Here is a 21,606-nt window from a genome sequence, read left to right as displayed (position 1 = left end):
TTCATTCTCCGGGCAGGAGGGGGCAGAGAATGAGAAAGTCCATAATCGTTCCTATGCTTACAATTGTATCTGGGATAATAGCCATCGGCGTATTGGCGGTTTATCTTTACGGCTACAAAACTCTAGGCCAAGATAATGGAGTTATCGGCAAGCTCGGAACCTTTGGGGATTTCGTTGGCGGCTCCATTAATCCATTATTGAGTTTTGGGACCCTTATCATAGTTTTATGGACTTCCTACTTGCAGTCAGTAGAACTTGCATCAACGCGCAGCCTCACCAAAGATCAGCTTTCCTCAAACGAACTACAGAATTTCGAATCCACTTTCTTTCACCTTATGGATATCTATCATAAGGTTGTCTCCGGTCTGCGGATTGTGAAATCAGAGACTGATTACACGGGAAATAGACAGTTCAAAGAGATCATTGGAAAACAGGTTTTCTCTGAATTCTATGAAGATCTCAGATCGTCGTACTTCAACACCGCATTCTCGGGAATTCCGCTAGAAGAGCCGCATCGGACGGTTGCCGCATATCAGGGTATGTACCAGCACCACAGAAATTATCTGGGCCACTATTATAGGTCGTTGTATAATATACTAAGGTTCGTTGACGAAGCAAAGTTCGTATACAGAAATAATGACCGTGAATTTAAACTGAAATATATTCGCGTTCTACGCGCCCAGTTGTCAGACCACGAGATGATTATTCTCTACTACAACTGCGTTCATGCCAATGGCACGAATATGCTCAGTTATATTAACAACAATGATATGTTAGACAACATGCCGAGAGATTTGTTGCTTGATCGCACTCATGAGCAACAGTTCCCGACGATAAGGTTGTGAGCTAGGCTGCCCCAACTCCGATTGACGGCAGTGCGCGGAGAGCCAAATCAAATAAACAGGGCCCATACAAGACACCTGTGGGATGTGCTTGGCCACCGGTTGAAGTTGGTTTAAACGACCAATAGCGTGAAGCATCTTACGAAAGAAGAGGATCGCTTATGAGTAGCGATGTCAGAGACTTCATCCACGATTGGATATCAGAGAACATTCACTTCAATGGATATCCAAGCGAAGATGGAGTCGATCCAGAGGCTATAAGGCTTTCTGAGCAACTTATTTCGGATGCAGAGCAGCGCGGTTTCTCCCGAGAGCAATTAGAAGAGGAACATGGTGATCTAGCGCAATTTCTTCATAGGCAGATGGAGAGGATTGCAGATGCAGAAGTTCGGAGACAAGCCGGCAAAGATGACTGAGCGTAGGGAGGCTCCCTGCCCGCCCAACATGACCTACTCCCGTGACATGGCTGCCATCTCCGAGCTCACCAGCTAGCCCGGCAACACCTGGTCCGAGGAATGGCGGATCGAGACCGAAGCCCGCACTGTCCTGAAGATGAGCAAGGAGCAGCGGGATGCCTTCTTCAACGGCCGGAAGGATGCGGATGGAAAGACGATAGACCGCGGCGTGATCGCCATTCGCGGGCCCAAGGCTGCCGAGGAGATCAAAGCGACCATGGAGCGGCTCCAAGCCGCCCGCGCCGCGAGAGGCTTGTTCCGAGGATACTGTTCCGGCCGTGTCGAGAGATAGTGTCGATACGCTTCGATGACCTTCCGGGCAGCTTCGCCTCTGGTGGCTTCTGTTCCAGTCGTCGGCTGGGCATAGCGTGGCCCGGGAAGTGACACGTACATGGCCCAGGACCATTGACCGTCTTGGGGCCCGCCCCGGATCTGACGAACCGCCCCAATTTGTTCATCGCCTTCGACGGGGAGAGTCCGAGGGAAACGCACCTCCGGATCAAAGGCTATGAAGTCATGCTCCTCCCGGATGTCGGGGTAAACGTCTGCGGTTTTCATCCAGTAGATGGGCATGGCCGCTTATCGCAGGCAGCTGGCACCGCGGCAAGATGGCGGTCCCACGTGCCAGACCTACCCTCCCCGGTGGTGAAGCAACTCCTTCACGAAGCCATCCAATTTCTCACCCAGCTTCTCGAACCGCCCTCCGAGCTGATCGATCGATCCAGACAGCCGCTCCTCTACCTCCCGCAGGACCTCTCGGGACACCAAACGCTCGGCCTGTGTGACCTGATAGGCGTTCACAGAGGCTTGGAGGATGGCGATCTTCTCATGAGCCTTGTCGGCTTTCTCCTCGGCAATGATAGCCCGCTTCTCGGCTTGGTTGGCCTTCTGCTCCGCCTGGATCCAGAACCGGATCAGGGCGAGAGCCGAAGCCCCGATCATGAAGATCGTCGAGAGGTTGATGTCCCAATTGAATTGCATGCTTAGTGCCCGAGCGGCTTGGTTGCGGTCCTAGCGCGGCGAGCCAGATAAGCGGCCACAAGGTTGCCAGCGAGGGTGAGGACGCCCGCAATCGTGGCCTGATCCTCGGGGGCCAGATTATAGCCAGCAATGGCTATGAGCGGCGTCAGGCCCGCCACAATAGCCGACCAGTTCGCTCGAGAGCGGTACCAAGGCTCTGTGCTCGTCAGGTGCTCCATGACAGGAGCGATCTCCTTCTGCAGAACCTCGGCAACCTCCTGCCTCACGACAGGAGCGTCCTTGCGCTCAACGGGTATGTAAGGGCTCTTCGCCAGGCCGTCGGCGACCCTGCCGGCGATTTGGAGGAGGATGAGCGGGTTCATGCGGAGATCCTTTTCAGCAGGTTGGCGAGGGCAGCAAAAAGCCCGCCGTTGGTGGCGGGCTGGGGAACGGGAACCGGGAGAGGCTCGATGTCGGGAGGCGGCGGGCCCGCGATGACGGTCTGCTCGACGCGTGCCACGACGAGAGTCTTCTCAACGGCCTCAGCCGAGACGAGGGCCTTGTTCAGCCCGTCACCGGCATAGAAGCTCTGGCCGCGACTGACGGTCCGGCTGCCGCCCTTGACCGCATAGGGCAACGGGAACGAGGCCCATTCCTTCGAAATGTTGAGCATGAACTCGGCATCCGAGAGCGCGCCCTTAATCCACTTGTCGTAACCGCGGCGCCGGAGCAGATGCAGGCCGAGCCGGTCCTGATAGTCCGGCGTGAAGCGGTCCTCGGCCTTGAGGTTGAGCTCTGTCGCAAGATCGCGCAGCGTGGCGTCCATGAACTGATACCGGCCACAGGCCGACGAGCCGAAGGTCTTGGCCCTCCATTTCCCCTGGTCGAGGATCTCCTTCATCGTCATCGACGTGAGGGGCTTCGGCATCCTGTCCATGCGGTTCGCATAGACCGTGTCATAGCCTCTCGGCGCTTCCTTGCTGCCGATGAAGTCGAGCAGCATCGCAGCCGGTTTGGGGACCGTCTTGTCCATTGGGATTCCTCGGTTGTGGGCACGAACAAGCCGCCCAGTGAGAGCGGCTGGAGAGGGTGTGATTCACTTGGCGCTTTTCGGTGCTTTTTTGCCGGTTAACACTTTGCAATCGTATGCTTTTTCAGACTGAGTCCACGTGCGTAAAAGTCATCTCTTCCGGGTCTGAAGGTCTGCTCGGGCTAGACACCCACTGCGATGGTGTGGTTCGATACGCTTATAATCTCATGAGGGGGAATCTGCGATGGCAAAGAGCACAAAGGAAATCAGTTCAAGCGCTAATAAAATCAGTGTTTTAGCGCAGAATTCGACATCGAAGGAAATCAGTCAGAAACAGGCTTCTTTCAACCTGGGTATCGAAAAGAACGCGGATTTTGGCGATGTCGGCATGGGTGTCCTCTCCGATGGAACCCCTTACCTTAACCAGCGCGGACTAGCGGCACTATGTGGTGTGCAGAACGCCCATATTGGCACTATCAGCTCCCAGTGGAATGATGATGATGAGAAGCCCCGCATAAAAGCCATCAAGGCTATTCTGGAGAAGGCCGGGTACACCGCAGCATCAGCTCATTTCGAGATCCTCCATGCGGGGCGTACACATTACTGCTATCCGGCTGAAGTTTGCCTTGCCGTGCTAGAGTATTATGCATTTGACGCTGGCTCGAACTGCCAGCCCGAAGCTCGAGACAATTTCCGGCTGCTCGCGGGCTCCAAGCTGCGGGAGATGATTTACAGCCAACTCGGCTATGACCCTTCTGGCAAGAACAGCGCCAAGTTCGAAAGGTGGCATGAGAGGATTGCTCTAAATTACCAATCCGCCCCTAAAGGCTATTTCCATGTCTTCAACGAGGCTCATACCATTATCTATGAGCTCATTATGGCCGGGGCTGACATCGGCGCAAACTTTGTCGTCGACATCTCCATTGGCCAGCACTGGTCTAAACACTGGGAGGCGTCCGGTCTGGCCGCCCAATTTGAGCGAGGGAAGTATCCTCATCGCTATCCTGACAGTCATCCTCAGTCAAAATCAAACCCGCAGGAGTCTTGGTGCTATCCACTCGCGGCGCTAGGCGAGTTCAGGCAATGGCTTCAAGATGTCTACCTGGAAGGCGGCAAGTTCCAAGGCTATCTCCAAGGAAAGGTTTCGAAGGGGCAGATCGCTCCCTCAGTGGCGCAACTGGCTATTGCAACCCTTACACCTCCAGCACTTCCGAAGCCCGGGGGCTAAGCGGAGGCCCTCGTTCTCTCCTCACCTGCCACAGGCAGCACGGTTCAGCGTCCGCCCGAGTGTCTCGGTGGTCATGATGTCCTCGTTGGCGGGGGAATATGGGCGGGCCATCGGCAGGGCCACGGCCTTGCCGATGGCTTCAAAGCCTAGGAAAATAGATAAATTCTGACTGAATTGGGGGTGTAATGTATCATTATTTCATGATGGCAACACTCTGCCTTACACCTTTGGCTGCTCACGCTCAGGATCCTAAAGTCTGTGCCGCACTGTCGGATGATAAGACTAGACTGGAGTGCTACGATCTCGCTCATCGAAAGACAGCCAATGTGGCGAATGCAAGCATTTGGCAGGTCAGAGAAGAGAAGTCGCGCTTAGACGATTCCCGTGAAGTCTTTCTCTCAGTCCTGTCGGCTGAACCCGTCCGCGGGAAGTACGGCCAGGACAAATTTGGATCACTGCACATCACCTGCCGAGAGAAAGCGACTAACATATACTTTATATTTGGCGACCATTTCATGTCGAGCGTACAGGGGGGCGGAAAGGTTAGCGCCCGCGTAGACAGCAACACTCCGAAGACGCTTTCCATGATTGAGTCCAATGACAATTCTGCTCTCGGCCTTTGGGGCAACCGTACTGCAGTGCCTTACATCAAGGACCTGTTTGGCGGTAAATCTCTCTACATCCGCGCAGTACCATTTAATGAATCTGCCATTGAAATGGATTTTCCGATCACTGGGATCGAAGACGCCATTAAGCCGCTCCGAGAAGCATGCAAATGGTAAGGTATTGTTAACCATCACGCTCAACACTCCATCAGGGGGCGCCGCAGACCGGATGGAGCAAGGCGGGATGACTGACTTGTTGGCTGATGACGATGATGGGTTCATTGAGAACTCTGAGCGAGCACCCAAATACCTGGGCTATAATAGAGAATTAGCATCGTCGTATGGCGAGTACGATGAGCTTCCGACCTATCTGAAGCTGATGCCGCTTCCCGAGTTCTTGGACTACCTGAAACCAGGAGAGATATTTTTCGGTGCAGACGTCCTGTTCGACATCGAGGGCTTTGCCCGGTCGGACCTGTTGATGTCGATCTACGTGCGAACGGCCCACGACTATAAGGACTACTTCCCGCTGATCCGGCTTGGCCTAGACGGCCCAATTATCGATGCCATCATCGACGACAAGATTAGCAAGGGTGACAGCCCCTACCGAGTGAGCAAGGATCCATCGAAGCCAAAGGGTACCATGTATAGCAAAGGCGCCTTCCGATCCCTCATGGCCTTTCTCGAGCGCGAGCTGCCCCAGCGCGGGTTCAAGGGCATATTCTTGGAGCAGGTTCATAACGAGATCCTCCAGGCAGTTGCTCTTCGGTATGGCTTCGAGCGTCTGACCACGCCGACCAACCTTTGCTTCATCAAGCATTTCACGGTGTAGAGCGCACATGAAAACGGCCGGGCCGCCTTGCGCGCTGATCCCGGCCCAAGGTCGCCTCAAAGATAGAAATCGCTCTTTATCAGTTTAGCCACGTCCTTCAGAAAGATGGAGAAATCCGCTTTTCCGTCTCCGGTTACATCGCCATAGACAAAGGTGCCGCTCTTCACCTTTTCCCAGCGCAGCTCACCAGCCTTCTTATGAAAATCCTGAGTGCCGATGTATTTGAACATGTTGTTGCCGACGGCCTTTGTGCTGGCGTCGATTAATCTCAAATCGATCGTGTCCTGTTGCCGGGAGGAAAAGTCCTAGATCGTATCACGGCCCGAACTAGCCATTGTGCTGTCCTTTGTGGACGAGAAGATGAATGTGTCAGCCCCGGCGCCACCATAGAGCTTATCTGCCCCGCCCATACCCTTAATCGTGTCGTTTCCAGCAAAACCTTCGAAGCGGTCACTTGCCTTGCTTCCTGAAAAAATATCGTTTCCTGCAAAAGCCTTGGCCCACAGGGCCATGTCATCTGTTTTGGTTGGCGTTTTTGCTGCAGCGGCCACTGCACTGTAATCAAGGCTCAGCCCTGATATCGTGCCAAGAACCTTTCCGTCATACTTCCTCGTGAAGCTATTGACCGTCCCCGATTTGATACCGGAGAAAGAATCACCCAGTACGAACGATCCGGAAAAATAATCTCCCGCGACGAAATGATATGCACTCGTCTGCATGACGTAAAATTGCGACGTACTAGAGCTGAACGGATCTGATGTCTCTTCGAGGATTATATTTCGGAGATCGAAGCCATAATCTTGGAAGGCTCCAGAACTCTCGTTGTATCCTTTCGCAAAATTCGCCCAGCTTACCTTAGCCATTACTCGCCCCCTAGGTTTCTGGATTTCACCAGCTACTAGGAGGAAAAGCAATTACCCCTTCTGTGACATGAGCGAGACTGAATTAGGCGGGCAGTGCTGCCGCCTGAGCCATCATCTCATCGAGTTGCTCGTCAGTGATTCCCACCATCTGCGCCAGCATGGGCACGAACACGCCGTCCCGGTCGAAGTCTGTACCGCGCTCAAGCGCCTCTTCGGCGGCCGCCTTCTGGAGCGGATCGGTCAGCCCAGCGATCGCGGCTTGAACTGCATCGAACAGCATGCCCTCTCCCCAGAGTGTCACCTTCATGATGGTGCGGGCCCGCCACATGGCGACGATGCGCAGAGCAGGCTCAGGTTCCGGCTCAGGCTGTGGCTCTGGCTCAGGGATCGCCTCAAGCTGCCAACTGCCGCCGTCCCAGCGGGCTCGGGAGCCATCCGGTATGCTCGGCGGCTCGGCTTCCACAGCGCCGCCCGGTATCAGGTACACACCGGGTTCCAATGGGCTCTCATCGGCGAAGGTCGGCCCAACGAAATAGCCGTTGGCATCGGTCTGATAGACTGTCTTCATGTCGAGCCTCAGTATTTAATGAACCAGTGATAGGCGACGTTGCGCGGACGGGTCTCCGCGCCGCCGGTGATCCCCGTGTTTCGCGGTGCTTTGTTCTGAGTTGGCGTTCCAGAGGTCCAGTTGTCTGTACCGCCACCGCCCGCGCTATAGACACCAACGACCAAGTGGCTATGCGCGAGGAAATCGTCGGCCTGCCACGAACCAAGAACGCGTCCAGGGTCTATCCCGCGGCCATCGTCGAACCCGCGAATAAACTCGCCGCGAAGGTCTGGGATTGTGAACGTTGTAGCCCCGTCACCAGGGCCGTAGCCGCCGGGAAGTTTCGCCACCTCAGTCGCTGCCAGCAATCCTGATGCCTGGGCGTGCGCCCATAGAGCCGCGTAAGTCGTGCGAGAAATGGCAGCGCCATTGGCTCTCAGGAAGCCTGCCGGAGTGGTGGCTCTCGTACTGAACTTGAAATCGCCCGGTTGAAAGACGTACTCGGCGAGAATTCCTGCGACTTGAGCCGCAGTTAGATCCTTTGAAGGGCCGGCCGTGTCGGTGCCCTTGATCGTGTTGGCCGCCATGTCGGCCATCTTGGCGTTCGTCACGGCCTTGTTCTGGATTTTTACCGTGGACACGGCGTTATCGGGGACCGATCCAGCCTGAACCTGATCAAGGATGTCCTGGGCCTTTGCAGCGTAGTGAAGGGCTGAGCGCGTGCCTGGGCCGTTGACATCGGTATCCTTCGGAGCCTGCGCCCATGCTGCGGCAAGGGTTGTCTTCCCATTGACGTCCTGGCGCGCCTGCTCGACTTGGCCAGCCGCCGTGTCGACAGCCTGCCGGTCGGCATCGACAGACTGCTCAATCAATTGGAGCGCGGCCAGAGCATCATCGACCGCTTGACGATCAGCTTTGATCTCCCCAGCCACCTCCTCCAGGTTGTCCGGGATCGCCTTCAGCCGGGTCAGGTACTCAGACACGCGGACTGCATAGACCTTCGGGTCAGTGTGCCTGGCCCACCGGAGCATGAAATAGGGCACATCCGTCAGCGTCGGCCCCGTCCAGGGCTTCGCGAGCCGGATCTGATTGACCGACAGCACCTCCTTGATGACGGACATGCCATCCATGCCGTCGTTCGGGAAGATGAAGTCGAACGGGAGCACGGCGACATCCCACGCCACCATGTCACCGGTGGCGATGTCGGAGCCGTTGGTCAGCGTGATCGTGCCGTCGCTGTAGAAGAAATACGCAGGATCGAGAGCCATAAAAGATCTCCCGGCCAAGAGGGGCTTGGCCGATGGTGGCGGGCTTGGATTATGAGAGAGGGCTTAGCGGGCGTTCGGCAGACTGATGCCGCGGTCGGTCAGGACCTGCAGCACGTCGGCGTGCTTCTTGGCGGATCGGATCGCCGCCTTGGCCTGGATGCGATCGAGCTCAAGATCGACGGTGGCAGACGCGGCCGCAATGACCCGCTCGGCCTGCTCGGCCGGCTTGATCCCGTTGATGCGGGCCTCTTCCTCGATCAGGCGGGATGACTCGCCTGCGATGACCTTCTGCGCCTCGGCCAGCTTGTAGGCATCCATGGAGGCTTGGGAGGCAGGACGCGCGCGGCGGCTGCCGGTCCAGGCATCGACCGCCGACAAGGCGAGATCCTTGTAGGCGTCGAGGTCAGGGGCAACGAAGATCTTCATGCGGACACACTCACTCTGAAAACGGTATCCAGATAGGGAAAGGCGTCGACCTGGATCTCGTAGGTGCCGGGGAGCGCGAACGAGAGGTCGATGTCCCGCCCCGTGGCCTCGGCCTCATGCCGGGCCGATGGACCTGTAATCCGAACTGTCGCCCCCTTCTTCACGCCCGACAGGGTGACCGTCTCGGGAAGGGTGATGTCCGTCCGGTCGAGAGCAATCCCTGCATCAGGACGCGGCACGATCGCGCCGCCCTTCACGTAGTAGAGTTGGCCGTCGATGCCGAGGCGCACGCCATCCTGGCCGTGCTGGCGCAAGAGGTCGATATAGGCGTCCTCGTCTCCAGACTGTTCATGCGCGCCGAGGATACGGCCGGACGCCGGGTCGAATGCTACGATCATGGTGTTATCCCATTGCCCAAATTCTGATGATGGCGGATCCTGATGCCGGCTGGCGCAGCTTGTACTCGACGGCGCTCAGGGTACTGCGAACGATGAAGTATTCCGCCTCGCCGACCCAGCTGCTCGCGCTGTTCGGGTTGGTCATCCTGGCGTTGCACCATCCGCTCGGATAAAGCGGCGCCCCGCCGATGATGGCGACACCCAGGACGAGAGGTCGGACGGAATAGCTGCCGGCGAGCGCGAAGGTGCCGCTGATCTCGGTCGTGCCGAAACTGCGGGTGGTGGTGAAATACTCGCAGACACCGCCCCGGTACTTGGACGAGTAGATCACGCGCGGATCGAGATCGTCGGCCACGTAGGCATTGTTCGACATCACCCGTAAGGGGTCGTCGTTTTGCGCGAACTGGATCAGCATGGCGGCCCTATATCAGCGGCTTGCGGTAGAGGATGTAGTAGAGCCCGATGGCCTCGACCGGGAGCAGGTTGTACGGCCACTTGTAACCCGTGATCGCCGCACTGCTGACGCCGATGCTGCAGCTTTCGATGTAGAACAGGCTGTCGAAATTGGCGGCATCGCTCATCGTCACTCCGCCTCCGGAGAAGAGACAGCCGTTCGGATAGGCATACCCGTCGTCGCCGCGCACGTAGAGCATCAGGTCAGGAGCCCGGCTGAACGGTCCATAGGTGATGGTCGCGTCCCGCATGGCCTTGTTCGGGTCGTTGCCCGCATACGGAGGGCCCAAGGCCGCGTAGCCAGCCCCCAGGATCTGCCCGACGCGCATGTCGATGCTCAGCACAAGATCGGCCAGGTTGGCGGTGCTGACGTTGATGCCGGGCTTTGAGACCCGGATTCCGTTGCCGTCGATCAGAACGCGCTCCGCCATCACGACACCGGCAGGTTGAAGAGGACATAGCGGAATGAGGCGCTGGCGATCGTGTCCGTGTAAACCCGGGCATTCTTGACGATCCGGAAGCCGCTGCTGGTCTGCACGACCCTCCAGCGCGAACACTTCTCGTAGGCGACGATCCGCTCCAGCTCCAGCGCATTGTACCCCCACATCTCGTGCATGTGGTAGCCGGTGCCGACCCGGCGCTGGAAGTGGACGTAGGGCCGGAAGCCAGACACTACGCTCGGGTAAGGCACTACCTCATCAAGGCCGCAGGTGCCCGAAGCGATCACGTTGGCGATGACCGGCCATTGGCTCGAGAGAGCAAGCCCCGTGCGATCGGTCGGGTTACGCGCGCTGACATCCACTCCAGGCGTCGAAACGAAGATCCCGGTATAGGGATAGTTCGGGTGCTTCCCAAGGATTCCACGATCAGGCATCAGTCCGCCCACGTCATACGGTTGTTGTCGAGGTCGATGATCATCTTGCTGTTGGCACTGGCGATCTTGCCGGCCGACAGGGTTCCCGACACCTTTGCCGTCAGGGCGGTAAGGTTGAGGGCGTTGATCTGGTTGGCGTTGATCGAGCCATCTGCGATGAAGTCGCCGCGCATGGTCACGCGGGCCACGCCGTTGCGGGTCGATATCCCAAAGAGGGCCTCGGCGCCGAACCCAGCTCCAGGCGCTCCGACCAGGAAGTTATCGACGCTGTACTTGATCTCACTCTGCCCGCCGCCGGGCCCGTTCGCTCCGACGAGCTGGAACCCAGAGACATAGCCGCCCGCATCGATCGCGACCGAATAGGCGCCGATCATCTGCCCCGTCACGTTGGTGACCGCGGTAAAGCGCTGCTGGACGCTGAGCTCATAGTCGTCGAACTGCGTCTCTACAGTGGTCGTGAGATCGGCGATGGCCTGATCGGTATCAACCCGGACCTTGGCGACCTCCGTAATGGCCGCCCTGCCCCGGTCGTCGGCTTCCTCTGCCAGGACACGGGTTTCGCCGGCCACGTCCGCGAGCTGGTCGAGAAGGTCCAGGCCGTCAAAGCTGCGGGCGAGTTCCGGAATGAGGTCGTCCGGCCGGATCTTCATCATGACGAACTCGTTCTTCAGCTTCAGCGCAGGCGGATTGACCTCCACGATGCTGAAGGCTCCGGGAACGTTGCTGGCGGTGACGCCCGCTACCCTGAGCCTGATCTTCTGAGCCCCGGCAACGATTGCTTCGAATGTCGTCTTGTCGCCTTCATAGGCGCGGACCCAGGTCGCCCCGTTGTCATAGGACACATCGGCGATATAGCTGATCGCGCCCTTGGCCGGCTGCCAGCCCGCCTGCAGGATGAGGTTCACCCCACGCTGGTAGACCTGAGCACCGAGCGTCGTGATAACCGGGATCGACTTGGAGAAGGCATCCGGGACGCTCGGCAGGGGTTCGACACCATCCTCGGTGATATCGTAGACGGCGAGATCGTCCACCACGCCATGGAGGGTGATATGCTCGCCGTCCGTATCGGGCTCGCCATCGATGATGAGCACGCGGAAGGACCTCGGCTCACCCGGAGAGAAATTCGCTGTTGGGCTGTCCATGAGATCCGTGCGAGCCAAGGCGTCAGCGAGCGTCCGACCCTGCCTAGTCGTTTCGGCCACCATGTCAGTGGAGTTGACGATGGCGATGCGGTCAGAGGCCCCGCGCGTGACCCTAACTGGCCCCCATGGTTGTGCATCCCTCGCCCTCACCTCGACATAGTGGTTGCCGGTCGCGTTCCATGTCAGATCGTGGTCGAAGGTGATCGTGCGCGTTGCGTCGTTGTACCCGATGACCTCTGCGGACTGGCCCCAGGTTTCCGGCTCCTCACAAGCCAGCTTCACGAGATCGCCGCGCTTGAGCAGGCGGCCCTCGGCGCGCGCCGTCCAGGACACATTGATGCGGCGGTACTTGTTCTCGGCTGCCATGAAGCGGACTAGGCCCGTCGCCTGAGAGCGCTTGGTGACACCCTGCAGTTGCACACGAGCGGGCTTGGCGAGCGTCGTTCCGGTCGGAGCCGAGGAGACTTCGGCCAGGCGGAAGGTCGTCTCGTCGATGTACTCGCCCACGATCCCGTCAGCGATATCGTCGTCCGCCAGGGTGTAATCGATACTGAGGCTGTCCCGCACGATGTCGTAATCCGTGAACAGCATGCGCGGGAGCCCGCGGGGCTCGTCCCGGACGATGGTCAGGCGGTCGCCCACCGGAGCCGGCATGGCCCGCCCGGCCTTCAGGATGGTCTCGAGCGCATCGTCCAGGGTCTGCGGCTCCTTGAACACATGGTTGAAGGCGTGCCCTTGGCTCTGCCAATACTGGTCGTAGGCATAGAAGCTCTGGAAATCGATCTGGTTGAGCGAGAGCCCCGCGCCGTAGTCGGCATTGCGCCACATATCGAGCGCGGCCCACGCGATCGAGCGCGAAGGCTGGTCGACGAAGGTGGAGCCGTTCCACACGGGAATGATCCGGGTGGAGATGACGCCGATCTGGCCGTTGGTGATGCCCTGGAGGGCTTCGCTGGCCTTGGCCCGGATGGCGATGGTCGTTACCCGCGGGAAGGAGTTCGGCCCGTCGATATGCGCCCGCAGCGCCGACCAGATGATGTCGTTCGCGCCTGACATGCGCGGATCCGGCTCCATGTCCTTGATCGGGATGCTCGTCCGACGGGCCCTCACCTCAACCCGGGGATCGCCGATGTCGATCCGTTCCGTGACCCGGATCTGGGACTGCTTGGTGTAGCTGTAGTTCTTCGTCCAGATCGTGGCCCAAGGGCCTGTCGGCGCTCCCGCGGCATTGATGGGGCGGGTCTGCACCTCGACCCCCACCACGGCCGGCCGAAGCTCCCCCTTCCAGGTCCAGTAACAGCCGGACGGAAAGATGAAATCGAGCAGGAGGCTCGTCGCCTCCGTGCCTGCCGCATTGGCGGCAAACCCAGGGCTATAGTCGGTCGAAAGCGTAACGCCGGTGACTTCGGAGGAGGTAACGACGTTGACCGGGAACAGCGTGACCTTCTGACCCGGCTTGCGGATCTGGATCGTGATGCCGGGGAAACTGGTGTTGTAGCCGCCGCTCTTGGTCCAGATACGGGTATCGGCAATACGCAATTCCTCAACGTCCGCATCCCCGCACGTCAGGCACAGGAGGGCGAACTCCGTCATGCTGTCGCCGTCGAACTCGCTGTACTTCGGCGCGGCAAAATCCGGGAATGACAGGGTGCGGCCATAGAGGACCGGGATCGGTTCCAAGGGGCGCGCTGCGTTGCCGCCGAAGCCGAAGGAGTACAGTTCGTCCTTGGCGTCGGTCTGCCCGCCTGCCTTGGGCTGCAGGAAATGGCTGATCGCCATCGCGCCGCCTGCAATCATGACAGACGCGGCGACCGAGGCCGCGATCGTGCCGGCACCGAAGACCGCACCAGCGGCCCAAGGGGCGAGCGCCGTGAGAGCGACCATGGCAACGACGGCAGCAATGGTTTTCCCAGACGAACCGCCGCTGCCGCCCATGCTGCCACCGAGGGGACGGGACAGGAACTCAACGTTGTCGTTGGCGGTCAGCTTATGGGTCGCCCATTCGGCGCGGCCGAAATAGACGCCGTTCACCTTGCAGACGGTCGGTAGGTCGAACCGCCAACCGGTCTCGGCGAGAACCTGCTCGATGGTCGGCCTGCGCTTACGGGTCTTGTGCTCGGAAATGGGGAGCACGAGCCCGCTTTCCTGCACACGCGGGTCATCGCGCTCCGGATCGAAGACCAAGAGATTATGCTTGATTGCAAGACGCATGTCGAATCAGAGTTCTACCATTGGTCAGTGAGAAGACCTGTGCTGCTCGCTAGGCGATTGGGGCAGGCCGGGACACAGTTGATTGAAGGGCAAACGATGGAACCGAGCGGCGGCCCTGAGGCTCGAAAGCAAATGAAACGTGAAATTGCCATACGCCTAGGCGCGGGCTTCTTTGTCCTCTGCCTACTGGCCTACTACGGCAATCATGTTTATCAGGGCGCTGGAGAAGAAGCCTTTTCGCGCTTTCTCACGTTCGCTATTCCGATCGTACTGCTTGCCCTGGCGATCTACCTTGTTCAGGTATGGCTTTTGGTTCGTAAGTACCGGCGCAGTTGATCCAAATTCCGAAGTGACTACGCCCTTCGACGGAAGAACCTCAAAAAGTGAAACCCCGACGCCCGAAGTGCTGGGATGTCATCGACCACGACGCCAGCATGGCGGTCGATGTGGAGCACCGCCCCGGCCGTCGTCAGCTTCACATAGGTGCCGAGGTGGAAGTCCCGCTTGGCCACGTTGCCCATCAGCACGAGATCGAGATCCTGCACGTCCGCTTCCGTCACCTCTTCCCACGCCTGGCGCTCGGGATGGGAGAGCATGGCCTCGGCCTGGGCCCGGGTCGTGGGCTCGACAAAGGCCACATCCGGCATGTCAACGCCAGCAAGCTCCATCTGGATATGGCGGGCGAGACCGTAGCAATCGAACTCGTCTGGTCCGCGCGCCCCGATCTTGTAGGGCTTGCCCACGAGGCTTTCGAGGAAGGTGAAACGGTCAGTCATAGATATTGATCCGGCCTTCCTTCATTTCCATGCGCACCAGTCGTCCGGACGTGTTGTTGACGGTGATTGTAACAGGTCGGACCATCGTGGGGTGGCGAAGTTCGACGTTCTTAAGAGGGATAACCGTCTCAGAGGGCACCTCGCCTACGACGTATGATCTGCCTTTGACAGGGCCGCCTCGTGCCAAAACAGGGCCAGCAGCAGCCACAACAGGAGCGGCAGCCAAGAACCCGAACAGCTTACGACGTGAGAGCATGTGTTCCTCCTAGGATACCGCGAGCAGAGACGGGAACCTCTGCATGTCATAGACCCCCCGCATGACCCGCATGTTCTGCGGACGTGCGATGGCAAGCTGCCCCTCAAGCTGCCGCCCTGTTCGCTTCACAGAGCGCAGGATCAGCTTATAGGGCCCCTGCCCGACCGTATTGGGATCCGAGGCCAGATAGCCGCGGAAGATCGCCTGGATGGGCGTGTTCAGCTTCACGGCTTCCTCGAGGTAGCGGGAGGCCTCCCGGTTGATGTTGTCGAGCCGGATGGTGGCCTCTGCGCCGAGATTGCCGATGCGGGGATAGTCGATCTCAAAGGGGATTGCCTTGAAGAGAACCGTCTGCCCGCTGCCGACCGGTGCCCCCGTCTCCAGCTTGAAGTTCATATCGACCGTGTTCCGAACCGCCCGGATGGGAGCCGGGACGCCGTTCTCGACAAAGACCGGATGGATCAGCTCAATGGTGATGAGCATGACCTCATCCTTGGGCGCGGAGGCGGCGGCCTCGGCCCAGGCTTGCGTTGCGGAGATCGGCACTTAGAGATCCCAAACGTCGAGAGAGAAGGAAACGAAGATGCGGTTGCCAGCGCGGGCCGGCTGATACTGGCCACCGTTGCGGAGCTTGACCCGCTTCACCGTGCAGCCGGTGAGATCGGACACAGGCATGTCAAACTCTGCCGTGCCGTGCGAGAGGGTGTCGCGCACGAAGGCCTTGAAGGTCAGGAACTGTTCGGTGGTCATCCGGATGGTGAGATCGACCACGCCGATCACAGCCGTGGCCGTGCGGCGGGTGCGGGTGTTCCCGGCTGCCATCTCGCTTTCCAGCGCCTTGCGGAAAGGCTCGGAGATGCTGCGAGAAGACGGCTCATGCGGGACGGTTGCGGGCCAGACAGGGCGGGCCATTACCGACCTCCCATCTGGTTGCGCCGCAGGCTCTTCAGGGCCCCGGAAGTTGCATGCCCTCTCATGAGTGCGTCTGCCACCATCTGGTCGATCTGGACCTCGAGGCGCGGACCCTGTGGCCCATTCGTCTGTCGCGTGGACACCTGAGCCCCAGCGTTGTTGTTGATCACGACTTGCATGTTGCCGCCGCCCAATTTTCCGTTCGGGACGATCCGGCCGGGGGTTGTGGGGATGAACGTCTCGCGGCCCGTCTCGCCGACCGTGTACGCCTGTCCTGCCTTCACAGGACCGCCCATGGCTCGGCCGGGCATGAAGCTCTTGAAGAGGGTTCCGATGAGCCCGCCGACGCCGCCATTGGTGCCTGACATGCCAAGGAGCCCAGCAAGCGGCCCCTGCCCCAAGAGCGCCGCCTGCAGCGCCATGTCCGCCAGCCGCTTCGTCAGGTTCATCAGAGCTTCTTCGGCATTCTTGCCACCGGACACGATGTCGGACAGGAAGCCACTGATGGACTCGCCCACGAACTGCTGCAGCTCGTTGAACTGCTCCTGGGCCTTGCGGGCATCTTCCAGTTTCGCCGTGGCCTCGCCGTAGGCCGCAGCAACACTCTCAATGTCGGCCTTGAGCTGCGGGGTGATCGCGACGTTCGCCTTCTTGGCCGCTTCCAGGAGCCGGAACTCTGCCTCGGCCTTGGCGACATCGGCGGCTGATTGGCCAATGGTCGTGCTTTCCTGCTGAAGAGCGGCCGTGCGCTCGCGGATCTGGGCAATCTCGCGCTGGTATTCGTTCTCCTTGCGCTTCTTGCCCTTGTCATCGTCCGGAACCGCATAGTCCTTGTATGAGACCCCACCGATGGCTTTATAGTCCGCCTGGTTTCGGCGCCTCGCCATCTCGGCGGCATCGGCAGCCTGCAATGCCGGATCATTGGCGGCTTCGTTGCCTTTGGTGGCGCGCTTGAGTTGCGCAATTTGCTGCTCCAGCTGGACCGCCTGCGCGGCGAGACCGCGTGTGCGCCCTGAGCTCAGATCGCCTGTCTTGGCTGCGAGCTGAAGCTGCTGATTGACCCCGACGAGTGTCTGTTCAAGCGTCTTGAGCTTCGCCGCATCAATTGCCGCATCAAGATTCACGAGCGCGCCAGCGGCATTCGGGATCGCCTTGGCAATCCTGTCCATGGCGTCCGCGACACCGCCCAGCAGCCGGGCCGTGGTCGACGATGTGCGGCTCACCTCGTCGAGCCGCCCGATCAAGGTCGTGAAGGCATTCCCGAGCCGGTTCAACGCCTGAGAGGATGTCTCGCTGGTCTTGGAGGCCATCCGCTCGAGGACGGGCTGTCCGGCCTGGAAGGCGCGGAAAAACGCCTCGCTGCTGATCTTGCCGTCCTTTACCAGCGCCGTGAGCTTTGAAACCGAACCGCCCGCTTCCTTCAGACCGACGGCGACCGCCTGGAGGACAGGGCGCGCCCCGTCGATCAGCGAGTTGTATTCCTCGGCCTGGATCTTGCCGCCCGAGAGCGCCTGGCTCAGCTGCAGAAGCGCACCGGAGGCCTGTTCCGCGCTCTGGCCGGACACCCGGAGCGCCATGCCGACGCCCTCGGTGAATTGCAGCATCTCTGCCGAAGTGGCGTTGAGATCCTTCTGGGCCATCGAAATGCGGCCGTAGAGGGTCGCCATGGCCTCGAGTGGCGCGCCCTGACGCTGGGCGGCCGCATAGAGCGTGTCGTACGTATCGGAGAGGTCTTTCCCCTCAAGGCCCCTGACTTTGAGCGCGTTCTGAATGCGGGTGTAGCTGTCGGCATAATCCTTGATCTGCCCGATCGACAGGCCAGCCAGAGCTCCCGCAATGCCCGCCCGGATGCTTGAGCCAATCCGGCCCATAGCCGCCTCAATGCGCTTCTGGCCGGAAGCGACGCTCCGCTCGACATCCTTCATCGCCGTATTGGAGACGGCGCGGGCCCGCTTCATCTCCTTGTCAAAGGACTTGATCGAGGCCTCGAGTGAGACAACTAGACGTTCGAGATCTGTGGCCATAGTGTTCTCAGGTCGCGGATGGGACTGGGACGGAGATCAGGGTGGCGAAGGGGCTGTTGCGGTTTTTCGGTGTGGTTAGCGTCATTCTTGGAATCGGCGCGATCCTCTTTGGCGTCCTCAGCGGGACGATGATGATCATGGTCCCTTGGGGGATTGGCCTTCTGCTGGCGGGCGCCCCGCTGCTTGGATTTGCCGAGGCCCTCGAACTTCTCGCGGACATCGCCAAGAACACCTCTCCGGTGCGCCCGCACGCGGCTCCAGAAGCGCCCCAACCTCAATTCGAGCAAGGGTCGGCGTTCAAACGCTGATTTCCCGCCACAAGGCCTCCGCCTCATCCTCCGACAGGGTCTTGCCGGCCTTCGGATCGTGGGCCTCGTTGTGGCCCTTCACAAAGGCCGAAAACTGCCAGAGAGACATTTGACGCACGTCCGCGACAGTCAGGCCTATGATGGATGCCCCCTTGTAGAACTCGGAAAACGCCATCTGCCCGTTGGGCAGCTCCTTCTTGGGCGCGGCGTCTTTCGGGGCCTCCGGCTCGATCGGCTCTTGCTGGTCGCGCTCCAGGGCGGCGGTCAGGACCACAGTGGCTGCCGCGATCGCCGGGACCACCGGCCGCTCGTGCAGGTCGCGAACAAGGTCATAGGCCTCGGGAGCCTCTTCACCGCCCCCCATAAGGCCGATTCGCAGCACCTCGCGCACATCCACGAAGGAATGCTCATCCGCGAAGAACCGCTGGAGGAGCACAACGGGCCCGACGCCAGTCGCCTCCTGCAACTCTTCCAGTTCGCCAATGGCGAGGCGGAAACGCCGGATCCTGCCGGCGAATTCCAGATCAATATGGCCGTTGCGGCTCATGCAACACCTTAAGGTGTCACGGCGTCAGACCAGACAATCGGCCCTGAGCTTTGCATCTCGATGGAAACCGAAGCCCGCTCGCCGCGGGTCGCGCCGGGTTCGAAGCTCGTGAGGTGAAACTTGCCGCTCCAGTAGCCGCCGCCCTGAGCTGCAGAACCGGCAACCTCAATGCGAGCATTGACTGGCTCTGTCGTCATGAAAGCCTCCCGCCAAAGGTCCAGGGACTCACGGGCCATAACGCCTTCACCTGAGATGGATGCCGAAAGCGATACGACATCACGATCAACCCAAGAAGGGGCATCTTCCTGATCGCAGTCGATGCTATTCGTGTCGTTCGTTTCCTTGGAGAAAGAAATAGACCGGCTTGTCAGCCCGCAAGGGGCCGCGAAGGTGCCGGGAGTGCCCGTTTCCAGCATCACCTTGAACGCAGAAAACGGGAGGGTTGTGGCCTGCGCCATGGTGGTTCTCCTTCAGTTGGGCAGGGGGTTACTTGCTCTCGACGAGAGCGCGAAAGGACATGCGGGCCCGGGTCAGCAGCTCGTCGCCGCCGTCGCCGATGTTGGTGTCGCGGTGGTCGATCTCGGTCAGCGCATAAGGCTCATCGAGTGTGAGAGTGGCGAACCTCAGAGCCTTGCGGACAGCACTGGCGCCGCGCTCGGCCTCGACCTTGCCGACAGCATTCGACCAGACATCAAGGTCGATATAGACCTCGCCCCCATCGATGCAGTCAGCGCCGTCGTCCACCACCTGAATGTTCCGGATATGGACGTAAGGGAGGACGGCCCCAGCCGGCACGCGGTCATACACCCGCCCTGCAAGGACAGCAGTCACGCCAGCGTCCCCCTTGAGGGCGCCGACGATTGCCTTCTGAAGAGCAGCTTCAACGCTCATGAACTGGCGACCTCTCGGGCTGCTTTACGGGTGGCGCGGGTGATACGGGATTTGACCCGGCGCCGCAGAGCGCGAACCGGGCCATAGAAGAAGGGCTGCGCCCTCATACCGGGGTTCTGGCTGCCCTTAAACTTGCCGCCGTTGATGTGGGGTGCCGTTCCGAACTCGACCCAGCGGGCGTAGTATGCCGTTTCGTCTCCGGCCACGATGGCAACGGTCAGATCAGGATCACCCTTCACGTCGCCGGTAGAGAGCCCGACACGTCGGTTGACATCGCCGCGAACTGCCTGGATCGATCGCTCAAGAGCCCCGGTTTCTTTCGGCACGAGGCTCTTCTGCATAGCGATGATCTCAGCCGCGCCCTGCTCAACCGCGGGCTTGATTGCGGCCCTTGCTCTTTGCGGGAGCGCTGCCAGCTTCTGCAGCAGCCGTTCCCGGTTCTTCATCCTTGCCATCGAGCAGCTCCACAGCGCCAGCAGCCGAAGCGGCGGCATAAATGGCCTCAGTGACGGTCTTCTCCTCACCGGCCTTATTGACCATCACGATTGAGGCGCGGGGGCGGAAATCGAAGTCTTTGACGAAACGAACCTTCCTCATGTCGGGGCTCCCAAGGTGCATGTGAGGATGTTCCACTGCTTCCGGCCGTCAGGGTCGCGGATGTCGTGGATGTTGTAGACTTCGGAGGGCTTGCGGGCGTTCACGGCCCGCCAGTCCGGCGCGATCTGCACGGTCTGCGAGGACCAGCGCACGGTGATCTCGACCGGCCGCACGCCCTGAAGCCGCTGGGCGAGAACCTCTTCCCTGCCCCGTGCCGGCGCGATGTTGGCGGATACGGTGAAGATATCCTCCCAAGGGCCGGAGACCTCGTTGCCGTAGCCGTCGTCCTGGACGCCTCTGCGCTGCAGGGTGATCTTGTCCTTGAGTTGTCCAGCCGCAGGCATCAGACGCCCCAAACCTTGTACGGCGCCAGAAGGGCCTTGATCGTCGGATCATCGATGAACTCCTGCCGGATCATTTCACCACGGCTCGAGTACAGGTGCCCGATCATGAGGAGCACAGCCTGCTTGATGGGCTCCGGAACCTCCTCATAGCCAGCCCGGAAGCGGATCACAGCCGCCTCGGTGCCCGCCTCAACGGAAGGCCAGGAACGGCCATTCTTCAGCCGGATATAACCGCCCTGCGGGGCATTGGCGCCGATCACCTCGTAATCGTCTGCCGGATAGGTCTGCTCGGTGCCCCGCCCGTCCCGATACTTGATCGACAGCACTTCAAGGAGCGGCGGGGCCGGGATGCGGAGCCGCTGGCAAGGCGACATCCGGCGCAGCATGTCCTCATAGGACACGCGCCATTCCCATTCGCGCACGCCGATCGTGCGGTCCGTTCGATCAGCAACGGCCACAGAGGCAACGCCAATGAGCGCCCTGATATAGGCGTCATCGTCCGTATGGTCGACGCGAAGATGACCCTTCGCCTCGTCCAGCGTGACGACGGGAGTCGCCTCTGTGAGGGGGATGAGCACGGTTTAAGCCTTGGTTTTGGTGTCAGCCGACTTGTTCGCGACCGCGGGGGCGGCCTTGTTGGCGACCTTCGGGGCTGCCTTTGCCTCGCCTGCGGCACGCACTGCGCCCCTGGCCTTGAGACGGTCGAAGTCAGCCTGGCTGAACTCGCGCTCTGTGCCTTCAGGGTCGCCGTCGAGGGGTTTGGTGAGAATAGCCTTGATCGTAGCCATGTGGGTCTCCTCTCAGTTCATAGAGAGGG

The 21,606-nt window shown here is 60.0% G+C and carries 34 protein-coding genes; 8 read left to right on the top strand and 26 right to left on the bottom strand.

Annotated elements, in window-relative coordinates; all coding sequences use genetic code 11:
- Positions 1–29: 29 nt before the first annotated feature.
- The 3 genes from AB8841_RS15140 to AB8841_RS15130 all read left to right on the top strand — a co-directional run bounded on the left by AB8841_RS15140 (position 30) and on the right by AB8841_RS15130 (position 1,589).
- Entirely contained in the window at positions 30–845 is an 816-nt protein-coding gene (locus AB8841_RS15140) for a putative phage abortive infection protein (protein ID WP_370436657.1), read from the top strand.
- Between the two features lie 158 nt (positions 846–1,003).
- On the top strand, positions 1,004–1,258 hold the full coding sequence (locus AB8841_RS15135) for a hypothetical protein (RefSeq protein WP_370436656.1): 255 nt from the start codon (positions 1,004–1,006) through the stop codon (positions 1,256–1,258).
- A 136-nt stretch (positions 1,259–1,394) separates the two neighbouring features.
- Positions 1,395–1,589, top strand: coding sequence for a hypothetical protein (locus AB8841_RS15130; protein ID WP_370436655.1), 195 nt, complete (start codon positions 1,395–1,397; stop codon positions 1,587–1,589).
- Between the two features lie 338 nt (positions 1,590–1,927).
- Here AB8841_RS15130 and AB8841_RS15125 read toward each other — a convergent pair whose 3' ends face one another.
- From AB8841_RS15125 to AB8841_RS15115, 3 genes are read right to left on the bottom strand one after another with little or no spacing between them, the layout of a single operon-like run.
- Complete coding sequence (locus tag AB8841_RS15125; RefSeq protein WP_370436654.1) at positions 1,928–2,278, bottom strand: hypothetical protein; 351 nt, start codon at positions 2,276–2,278, stop codon at positions 1,928–1,930.
- A gap of 2 nt (positions 2,279–2,280) precedes the next feature.
- On the bottom strand, positions 2,281–2,640 hold the full coding sequence (locus AB8841_RS15120; RefSeq protein WP_370436653.1) for a hypothetical protein: 360 nt from the start codon (positions 2,638–2,640) through the stop codon (positions 2,281–2,283).
- On the bottom strand, positions 2,637–3,290 hold the full coding sequence (locus tag AB8841_RS15115) for a hypothetical protein (RefSeq protein WP_370436652.1): 654 nt from the start codon (positions 3,288–3,290) through the stop codon (positions 2,637–2,639). The genes AB8841_RS15120 and AB8841_RS15115 overlap by 4 nt, the downstream gene beginning before the upstream one ends.
- 241 nt (positions 3,291–3,531) lie before the next feature.
- Here AB8841_RS15115 and AB8841_RS15110 point away from each other — a divergent pair, with 241 nt between their 5' ends.
- The 3 genes from AB8841_RS15110 to AB8841_RS15100 all read left to right on the top strand — a co-directional run bounded on the left by AB8841_RS15110 (position 3,532) and on the right by AB8841_RS15100 (position 5,952).
- Positions 3,532–4,515 carry a hypothetical protein gene (locus tag AB8841_RS15110; protein WP_370436651.1) on the top strand — a complete coding sequence of 328 codons (984 nt, stop codon included), beginning with the start codon at positions 3,532–3,534 and terminating at the stop codon, positions 4,513–4,515.
- Positions 4,516–4,700: 185 nt separating this feature from the next.
- Positions 4,701–5,297 (top strand): type VI secretion system-associated protein TagO, encoded by a 597-nt coding sequence (locus AB8841_RS15105; RefSeq protein ID WP_370436650.1) that lies wholly within the window; start codon positions 4,701–4,703, stop codon positions 5,295–5,297.
- 67 nt (positions 5,298–5,364) lie between these two features.
- A complete protein-coding gene (locus tag AB8841_RS15100) occupies positions 5,365–5,952 on the top strand; it encodes a hypothetical protein (protein ID WP_370436649.1) in 588 nt (195 codons plus the stop codon).
- Between the two features lie 56 nt (positions 5,953–6,008).
- On the opposite strand, the gene AB8841_RS15095 is transcribed toward AB8841_RS15100, so the two are convergent.
- The 10 genes from AB8841_RS15095 to AB8841_RS15050 form a co-directional block, all read right to left on the bottom strand.
- Positions 6,009–6,224 (bottom strand): hypothetical protein, encoded by a 216-nt coding sequence (locus AB8841_RS15095; RefSeq protein WP_370436648.1) that lies wholly within the window; start codon positions 6,222–6,224, stop codon positions 6,009–6,011.
- A 33-nt stretch (positions 6,225–6,257) separates the two neighbouring features.
- On the bottom strand, positions 6,258–6,815 hold the full coding sequence (locus AB8841_RS15090) for a hypothetical protein (RefSeq protein WP_370436647.1): 558 nt from the start codon (positions 6,813–6,815) through the stop codon (positions 6,258–6,260).
- Positions 6,816–6,897: 82 nt separating this feature from the next.
- A complete protein-coding gene (locus tag AB8841_RS15085; RefSeq protein WP_370436646.1) occupies positions 6,898–7,383 on the bottom strand; it encodes a hypothetical protein in 486 nt (161 codons plus the stop codon).
- Between the two features lie 8 nt (positions 7,384–7,391).
- Entirely contained in the window at positions 7,392–8,630 is a 1,239-nt protein-coding gene (locus tag AB8841_RS15080; RefSeq protein ID WP_370436645.1) for a phage tail protein, read from the bottom strand.
- A gap of 63 nt (positions 8,631–8,693) precedes the next feature.
- Positions 8,694–9,056: a hypothetical protein gene (locus AB8841_RS15075; protein WP_370436644.1), complete on the bottom strand. Its 363-nt coding sequence runs from the start codon at positions 9,054–9,056 to the stop codon at positions 8,694–8,696.
- Positions 9,053–9,454 (bottom strand): hypothetical protein, encoded by a 402-nt coding sequence (locus AB8841_RS15070; RefSeq protein ID WP_370436643.1) that lies wholly within the window; start codon positions 9,452–9,454, stop codon positions 9,053–9,055. The genes AB8841_RS15075 and AB8841_RS15070 overlap by 4 nt, the downstream gene beginning before the upstream one ends.
- A gap of 4 nt (positions 9,455–9,458) precedes the next feature.
- Positions 9,459–9,869, bottom strand: coding sequence for a hypothetical protein (locus AB8841_RS15065; protein WP_370436642.1), 411 nt, complete (start codon positions 9,867–9,869; stop codon positions 9,459–9,461).
- Between the two features lie 7 nt (positions 9,870–9,876).
- Positions 9,877–10,338: a hypothetical protein gene (locus AB8841_RS15060; RefSeq protein WP_370436641.1), complete on the bottom strand. Its 462-nt coding sequence runs from the start codon at positions 10,336–10,338 to the stop codon at positions 9,877–9,879.
- Positions 10,338–10,781, bottom strand: a complete 444-nt coding sequence (locus AB8841_RS15055; RefSeq protein WP_370436640.1) for a hypothetical protein — start codon at positions 10,779–10,781, stop codon at positions 10,338–10,340. The genes AB8841_RS15060 and AB8841_RS15055 overlap by 1 nt, the downstream gene beginning before the upstream one ends.
- Complete coding sequence (locus AB8841_RS15050; RefSeq protein WP_370436639.1) at positions 10,781–14,134, bottom strand: host specificity factor TipJ family phage tail protein; 3,354 nt, start codon at positions 14,132–14,134, stop codon at positions 10,781–10,783. The genes AB8841_RS15055 and AB8841_RS15050 overlap by 1 nt, the downstream gene beginning before the upstream one ends.
- 39 nt (positions 14,135–14,173) lie before the next feature.
- Here AB8841_RS15050 and AB8841_RS15045 point away from each other — a divergent pair, with 39 nt between their 5' ends.
- Positions 14,174–14,470, top strand: coding sequence for a hypothetical protein (locus AB8841_RS15045; RefSeq protein WP_370436638.1), 297 nt, complete (start codon positions 14,174–14,176; stop codon positions 14,468–14,470).
- Positions 14,471–14,487: 17 nt separating this feature from the next.
- On the opposite strand, the gene AB8841_RS15040 is transcribed toward AB8841_RS15045, so the two are convergent.
- The 5 genes from AB8841_RS15040 to AB8841_RS15020 are packed head-to-tail and all read right to left on the bottom strand — an operon-like array spanning position 14,488 to position 18,036.
- Positions 14,488–14,910: an NlpC/P60 family protein gene (locus AB8841_RS15040; protein ID WP_370436637.1), complete on the bottom strand. Its 423-nt coding sequence runs from the start codon at positions 14,908–14,910 to the stop codon at positions 14,488–14,490.
- On the bottom strand, positions 14,903–15,166 hold the full coding sequence (locus AB8841_RS15035) for a hypothetical protein (RefSeq protein WP_370436636.1): 264 nt from the start codon (positions 15,164–15,166) through the stop codon (positions 14,903–14,905). The genes AB8841_RS15040 and AB8841_RS15035 overlap by 8 nt, the downstream gene beginning before the upstream one ends.
- A gap of 9 nt (positions 15,167–15,175) precedes the next feature.
- Positions 15,176–15,712: a DUF1833 family protein gene (locus AB8841_RS15030; RefSeq protein ID WP_370436635.1), complete on the bottom strand. Its 537-nt coding sequence runs from the start codon at positions 15,710–15,712 to the stop codon at positions 15,176–15,178.
- Positions 15,713–16,078, bottom strand: a complete 366-nt coding sequence (locus AB8841_RS15025) for a hypothetical protein (RefSeq protein WP_370436634.1) — start codon at positions 16,076–16,078, stop codon at positions 15,713–15,715.
- Positions 16,078–18,036, bottom strand: a complete 1,959-nt coding sequence (locus AB8841_RS15020) for a tape measure protein (protein ID WP_370436633.1) — start codon at positions 18,034–18,036, stop codon at positions 16,078–16,080. Before AB8841_RS15020 ends, AB8841_RS15025 begins: the two co-directional genes overlap by 1 nt.
- Before the next feature lie 107 nt (positions 18,037–18,143).
- On the opposite strand from AB8841_RS15020, the gene AB8841_RS15015 reads away from it, so the two are divergent.
- Positions 18,144–18,410, top strand: a complete 267-nt coding sequence (locus AB8841_RS15015; RefSeq protein ID WP_370436632.1) for a hypothetical protein — start codon at positions 18,144–18,146, stop codon at positions 18,408–18,410.
- On the opposite strand, the gene AB8841_RS15010 is transcribed toward AB8841_RS15015, so the two are convergent.
- From AB8841_RS15010 to AB8841_RS14975, 8 genes are read right to left on the bottom strand one after another with little or no spacing between them, the layout of a single operon-like run.
- On the bottom strand, positions 18,400–18,957 hold the full coding sequence (locus AB8841_RS15010) for a gene transfer agent family protein (RefSeq protein ID WP_370436631.1): 558 nt from the start codon (positions 18,955–18,957) through the stop codon (positions 18,400–18,402). The two genes, AB8841_RS15015 and AB8841_RS15010, sit on opposite strands and share 11 nt — an antisense overlap.
- 8 nt (positions 18,958–18,965) lie before the next feature.
- A complete protein-coding gene (locus AB8841_RS15005; RefSeq protein ID WP_370436630.1) occupies positions 18,966–19,415 on the bottom strand; it encodes a phage tail tube protein in 450 nt (149 codons plus the stop codon).
- Between the two features lie 28 nt (positions 19,416–19,443).
- Positions 19,444–19,848: a DUF3168 domain-containing protein gene (locus tag AB8841_RS15000; RefSeq protein WP_370436629.1), complete on the bottom strand. Its 405-nt coding sequence runs from the start codon at positions 19,846–19,848 to the stop codon at positions 19,444–19,446.
- Positions 19,845–20,294, bottom strand: a complete 450-nt coding sequence (locus AB8841_RS14995; protein WP_370439275.1) for an HK97-gp10 family putative phage morphogenesis protein — start codon at positions 20,292–20,294, stop codon at positions 19,845–19,847. The genes AB8841_RS15000 and AB8841_RS14995 overlap by 4 nt, the downstream gene beginning before the upstream one ends.
- Complete coding sequence (locus AB8841_RS14990; RefSeq protein ID WP_370436628.1) at positions 20,215–20,445, bottom strand: hypothetical protein; 231 nt, start codon at positions 20,443–20,445, stop codon at positions 20,215–20,217. Before AB8841_RS14990 ends, AB8841_RS14995 begins: the two co-directional genes overlap by 80 nt.
- On the bottom strand, positions 20,442–20,789 hold the full coding sequence (locus AB8841_RS14985) for a phage head closure protein (protein ID WP_370436627.1): 348 nt from the start codon (positions 20,787–20,789) through the stop codon (positions 20,442–20,444). Before AB8841_RS14985 ends, AB8841_RS14990 begins: the two co-directional genes overlap by 4 nt.
- Entirely contained in the window at positions 20,789–21,367 is a 579-nt protein-coding gene (locus AB8841_RS14980; RefSeq protein ID WP_370436626.1) for a head-tail connector protein, read from the bottom strand. Before AB8841_RS14980 ends, AB8841_RS14985 begins: the two co-directional genes overlap by 1 nt.
- A gap of 3 nt (positions 21,368–21,370) precedes the next feature.
- Positions 21,371–21,577, bottom strand: coding sequence for a hypothetical protein (locus AB8841_RS14975; RefSeq protein WP_181053217.1), 207 nt, complete (start codon positions 21,575–21,577; stop codon positions 21,371–21,373).
- Between the last annotated feature and the right edge of the window lie 29 nt (positions 21,578–21,606).

Origin of the sequence: Microvirga sp. TS319, from assembly GCF_041276405.1 — a bacterium.
Taxonomy (GTDB): domain Bacteria; phylum Pseudomonadota; class Alphaproteobacteria; order Rhizobiales; family Beijerinckiaceae; genus Microvirga.
Note: the sequence above shows the minus strand (reverse complement) of the source record. Positions and strands in the feature narration are given on the sequence as shown.

Bases quoted from the DNA above. Each gene is read 5' to 3' on its own strand.
- AB8841_RS15140 (WP_370436657.1), top strand. From the start codon at position 30: ATGAGAAAGTCCATAATCGTTCCTATGCTTACAATTGTATCTGGGATA.
- AB8841_RS15135 (WP_370436656.1), top strand. From the start codon at position 1,004: ATGAGTAGCGATGTCAGAGACTTCATCCACGATTGGATATCAGAGAAC.
- AB8841_RS15130 (WP_370436655.1), top strand. From the start codon at position 1,395: ATGAGCAAGGAGCAGCGGGATGCCTTCTTCAACGGCCGGAAGGATGCG.
- AB8841_RS15125 (WP_370436654.1), bottom strand. From the start codon at position 2,278: ATGCAATTCAATTGGGACATCAACCTCTCGACGATCTTCATGATCGGG.
- AB8841_RS15120 (WP_370436653.1), bottom strand. From the start codon at position 2,640: ATGAACCCGCTCATCCTCCTCCAAATCGCCGGCAGGGTCGCCGACGGC.
- AB8841_RS15115 (WP_370436652.1), bottom strand. From the start codon at position 3,290: ATGGACAAGACGGTCCCCAAACCGGCTGCGATGCTGCTCGACTTCATC.
- AB8841_RS15110 (WP_370436651.1), top strand. From the start codon at position 3,532: ATGGCAAAGAGCACAAAGGAAATCAGTTCAAGCGCTAATAAAATCAGT.
- AB8841_RS15105 (WP_370436650.1), top strand. From the start codon at position 4,701: ATGTATCATTATTTCATGATGGCAACACTCTGCCTTACACCTTTGGCT.
- AB8841_RS15100 (WP_370436649.1), top strand. From the start codon at position 5,365: ATGACTGACTTGTTGGCTGATGACGATGATGGGTTCATTGAGAACTCT.
- AB8841_RS15090 (WP_370436647.1), bottom strand. From the start codon at position 6,815: ATGGCTAAGGTAAGCTGGGCGAATTTTGCGAAAGGATACAACGAGAGT.
- AB8841_RS15085 (WP_370436646.1), bottom strand. From the start codon at position 7,383: ATGAAGACAGTCTATCAGACCGATGCCAACGGCTATTTCGTTGGGCCG.
- AB8841_RS15080 (WP_370436645.1), bottom strand. From the start codon at position 8,630: ATGGCTCTCGATCCTGCGTATTTCTTCTACAGCGACGGCACGATCACG.
- AB8841_RS15075 (WP_370436644.1), bottom strand. From the start codon at position 9,056: ATGAAGATCTTCGTTGCCCCTGACCTCGACGCCTACAAGGATCTCGCC.
- AB8841_RS15070 (WP_370436643.1), bottom strand. From the start codon at position 9,454: ATGATCGTAGCATTCGACCCGGCGTCCGGCCGTATCCTCGGCGCGCAT.
- AB8841_RS15065 (WP_370436642.1), bottom strand. From the start codon at position 9,869: ATGCTGATCCAGTTCGCGCAAAACGACGACCCCTTACGGGTGATGTCG.
- AB8841_RS15060 (WP_370436641.1), bottom strand. From the start codon at position 10,338: ATGGCGGAGCGCGTTCTGATCGACGGCAACGGAATCCGGGTCTCAAAG.
- AB8841_RS15055 (WP_370436640.1), bottom strand. From the start codon at position 10,781: ATGCCTGATCGTGGAATCCTTGGGAAGCACCCGAACTATCCCTATACC.
- AB8841_RS15050 (WP_370436639.1), bottom strand. From the start codon at position 14,134: ATGCGTCTTGCAATCAAGCATAATCTCTTGGTCTTCGATCCGGAGCGC.
- AB8841_RS15040 (WP_370436637.1), bottom strand. From the start codon at position 14,910: ATGACTGACCGTTTCACCTTCCTCGAAAGCCTCGTGGGCAAGCCCTAC.
- AB8841_RS15035 (WP_370436636.1), bottom strand. From the start codon at position 15,166: ATGCTCTCACGTCGTAAGCTGTTCGGGTTCTTGGCTGCCGCTCCTGTT.
- AB8841_RS15025 (WP_370436634.1), bottom strand. From the start codon at position 16,078: ATGGCCCGCCCTGTCTGGCCCGCAACCGTCCCGCATGAGCCGTCTTCT.
- AB8841_RS15020 (WP_370436633.1), bottom strand. From the start codon at position 18,036: ATGAAGCGGGCCCGCGCCGTCTCCAATACGGCGATGAAGGATGTCGAG.
- AB8841_RS15010 (WP_370436631.1), bottom strand. From the start codon at position 18,957: ATGAGCCGCAACGGCCATATTGATCTGGAATTCGCCGGCAGGATCCGG.
- AB8841_RS15005 (WP_370436630.1), bottom strand. From the start codon at position 19,415: ATGGCGCAGGCCACAACCCTCCCGTTTTCTGCGTTCAAGGTGATGCTG.
- AB8841_RS15000 (WP_370436629.1), bottom strand. From the start codon at position 19,848: ATGAGCGTTGAAGCTGCTCTTCAGAAGGCAATCGTCGGCGCCCTCAAG.
- AB8841_RS14995 (WP_370439275.1), bottom strand. From the start codon at position 20,294: ATGAAGAACCGGGAACGGCTGCTGCAGAAGCTGGCAGCGCTCCCGCAA.
- AB8841_RS14990 (WP_370436628.1), bottom strand. From the start codon at position 20,445: ATGAGGAAGGTTCGTTTCGTCAAAGACTTCGATTTCCGCCCCCGCGCC.
- AB8841_RS14985 (WP_370436627.1), bottom strand. From the start codon at position 20,789: ATGCCTGCGGCTGGACAACTCAAGGACAAGATCACCCTGCAGCGCAGA.
- AB8841_RS14975 (WP_181053217.1), bottom strand. From the start codon at position 21,577: ATGGCTACGATCAAGGCTATTCTCACCAAACCCCTCGACGGCGACCCT.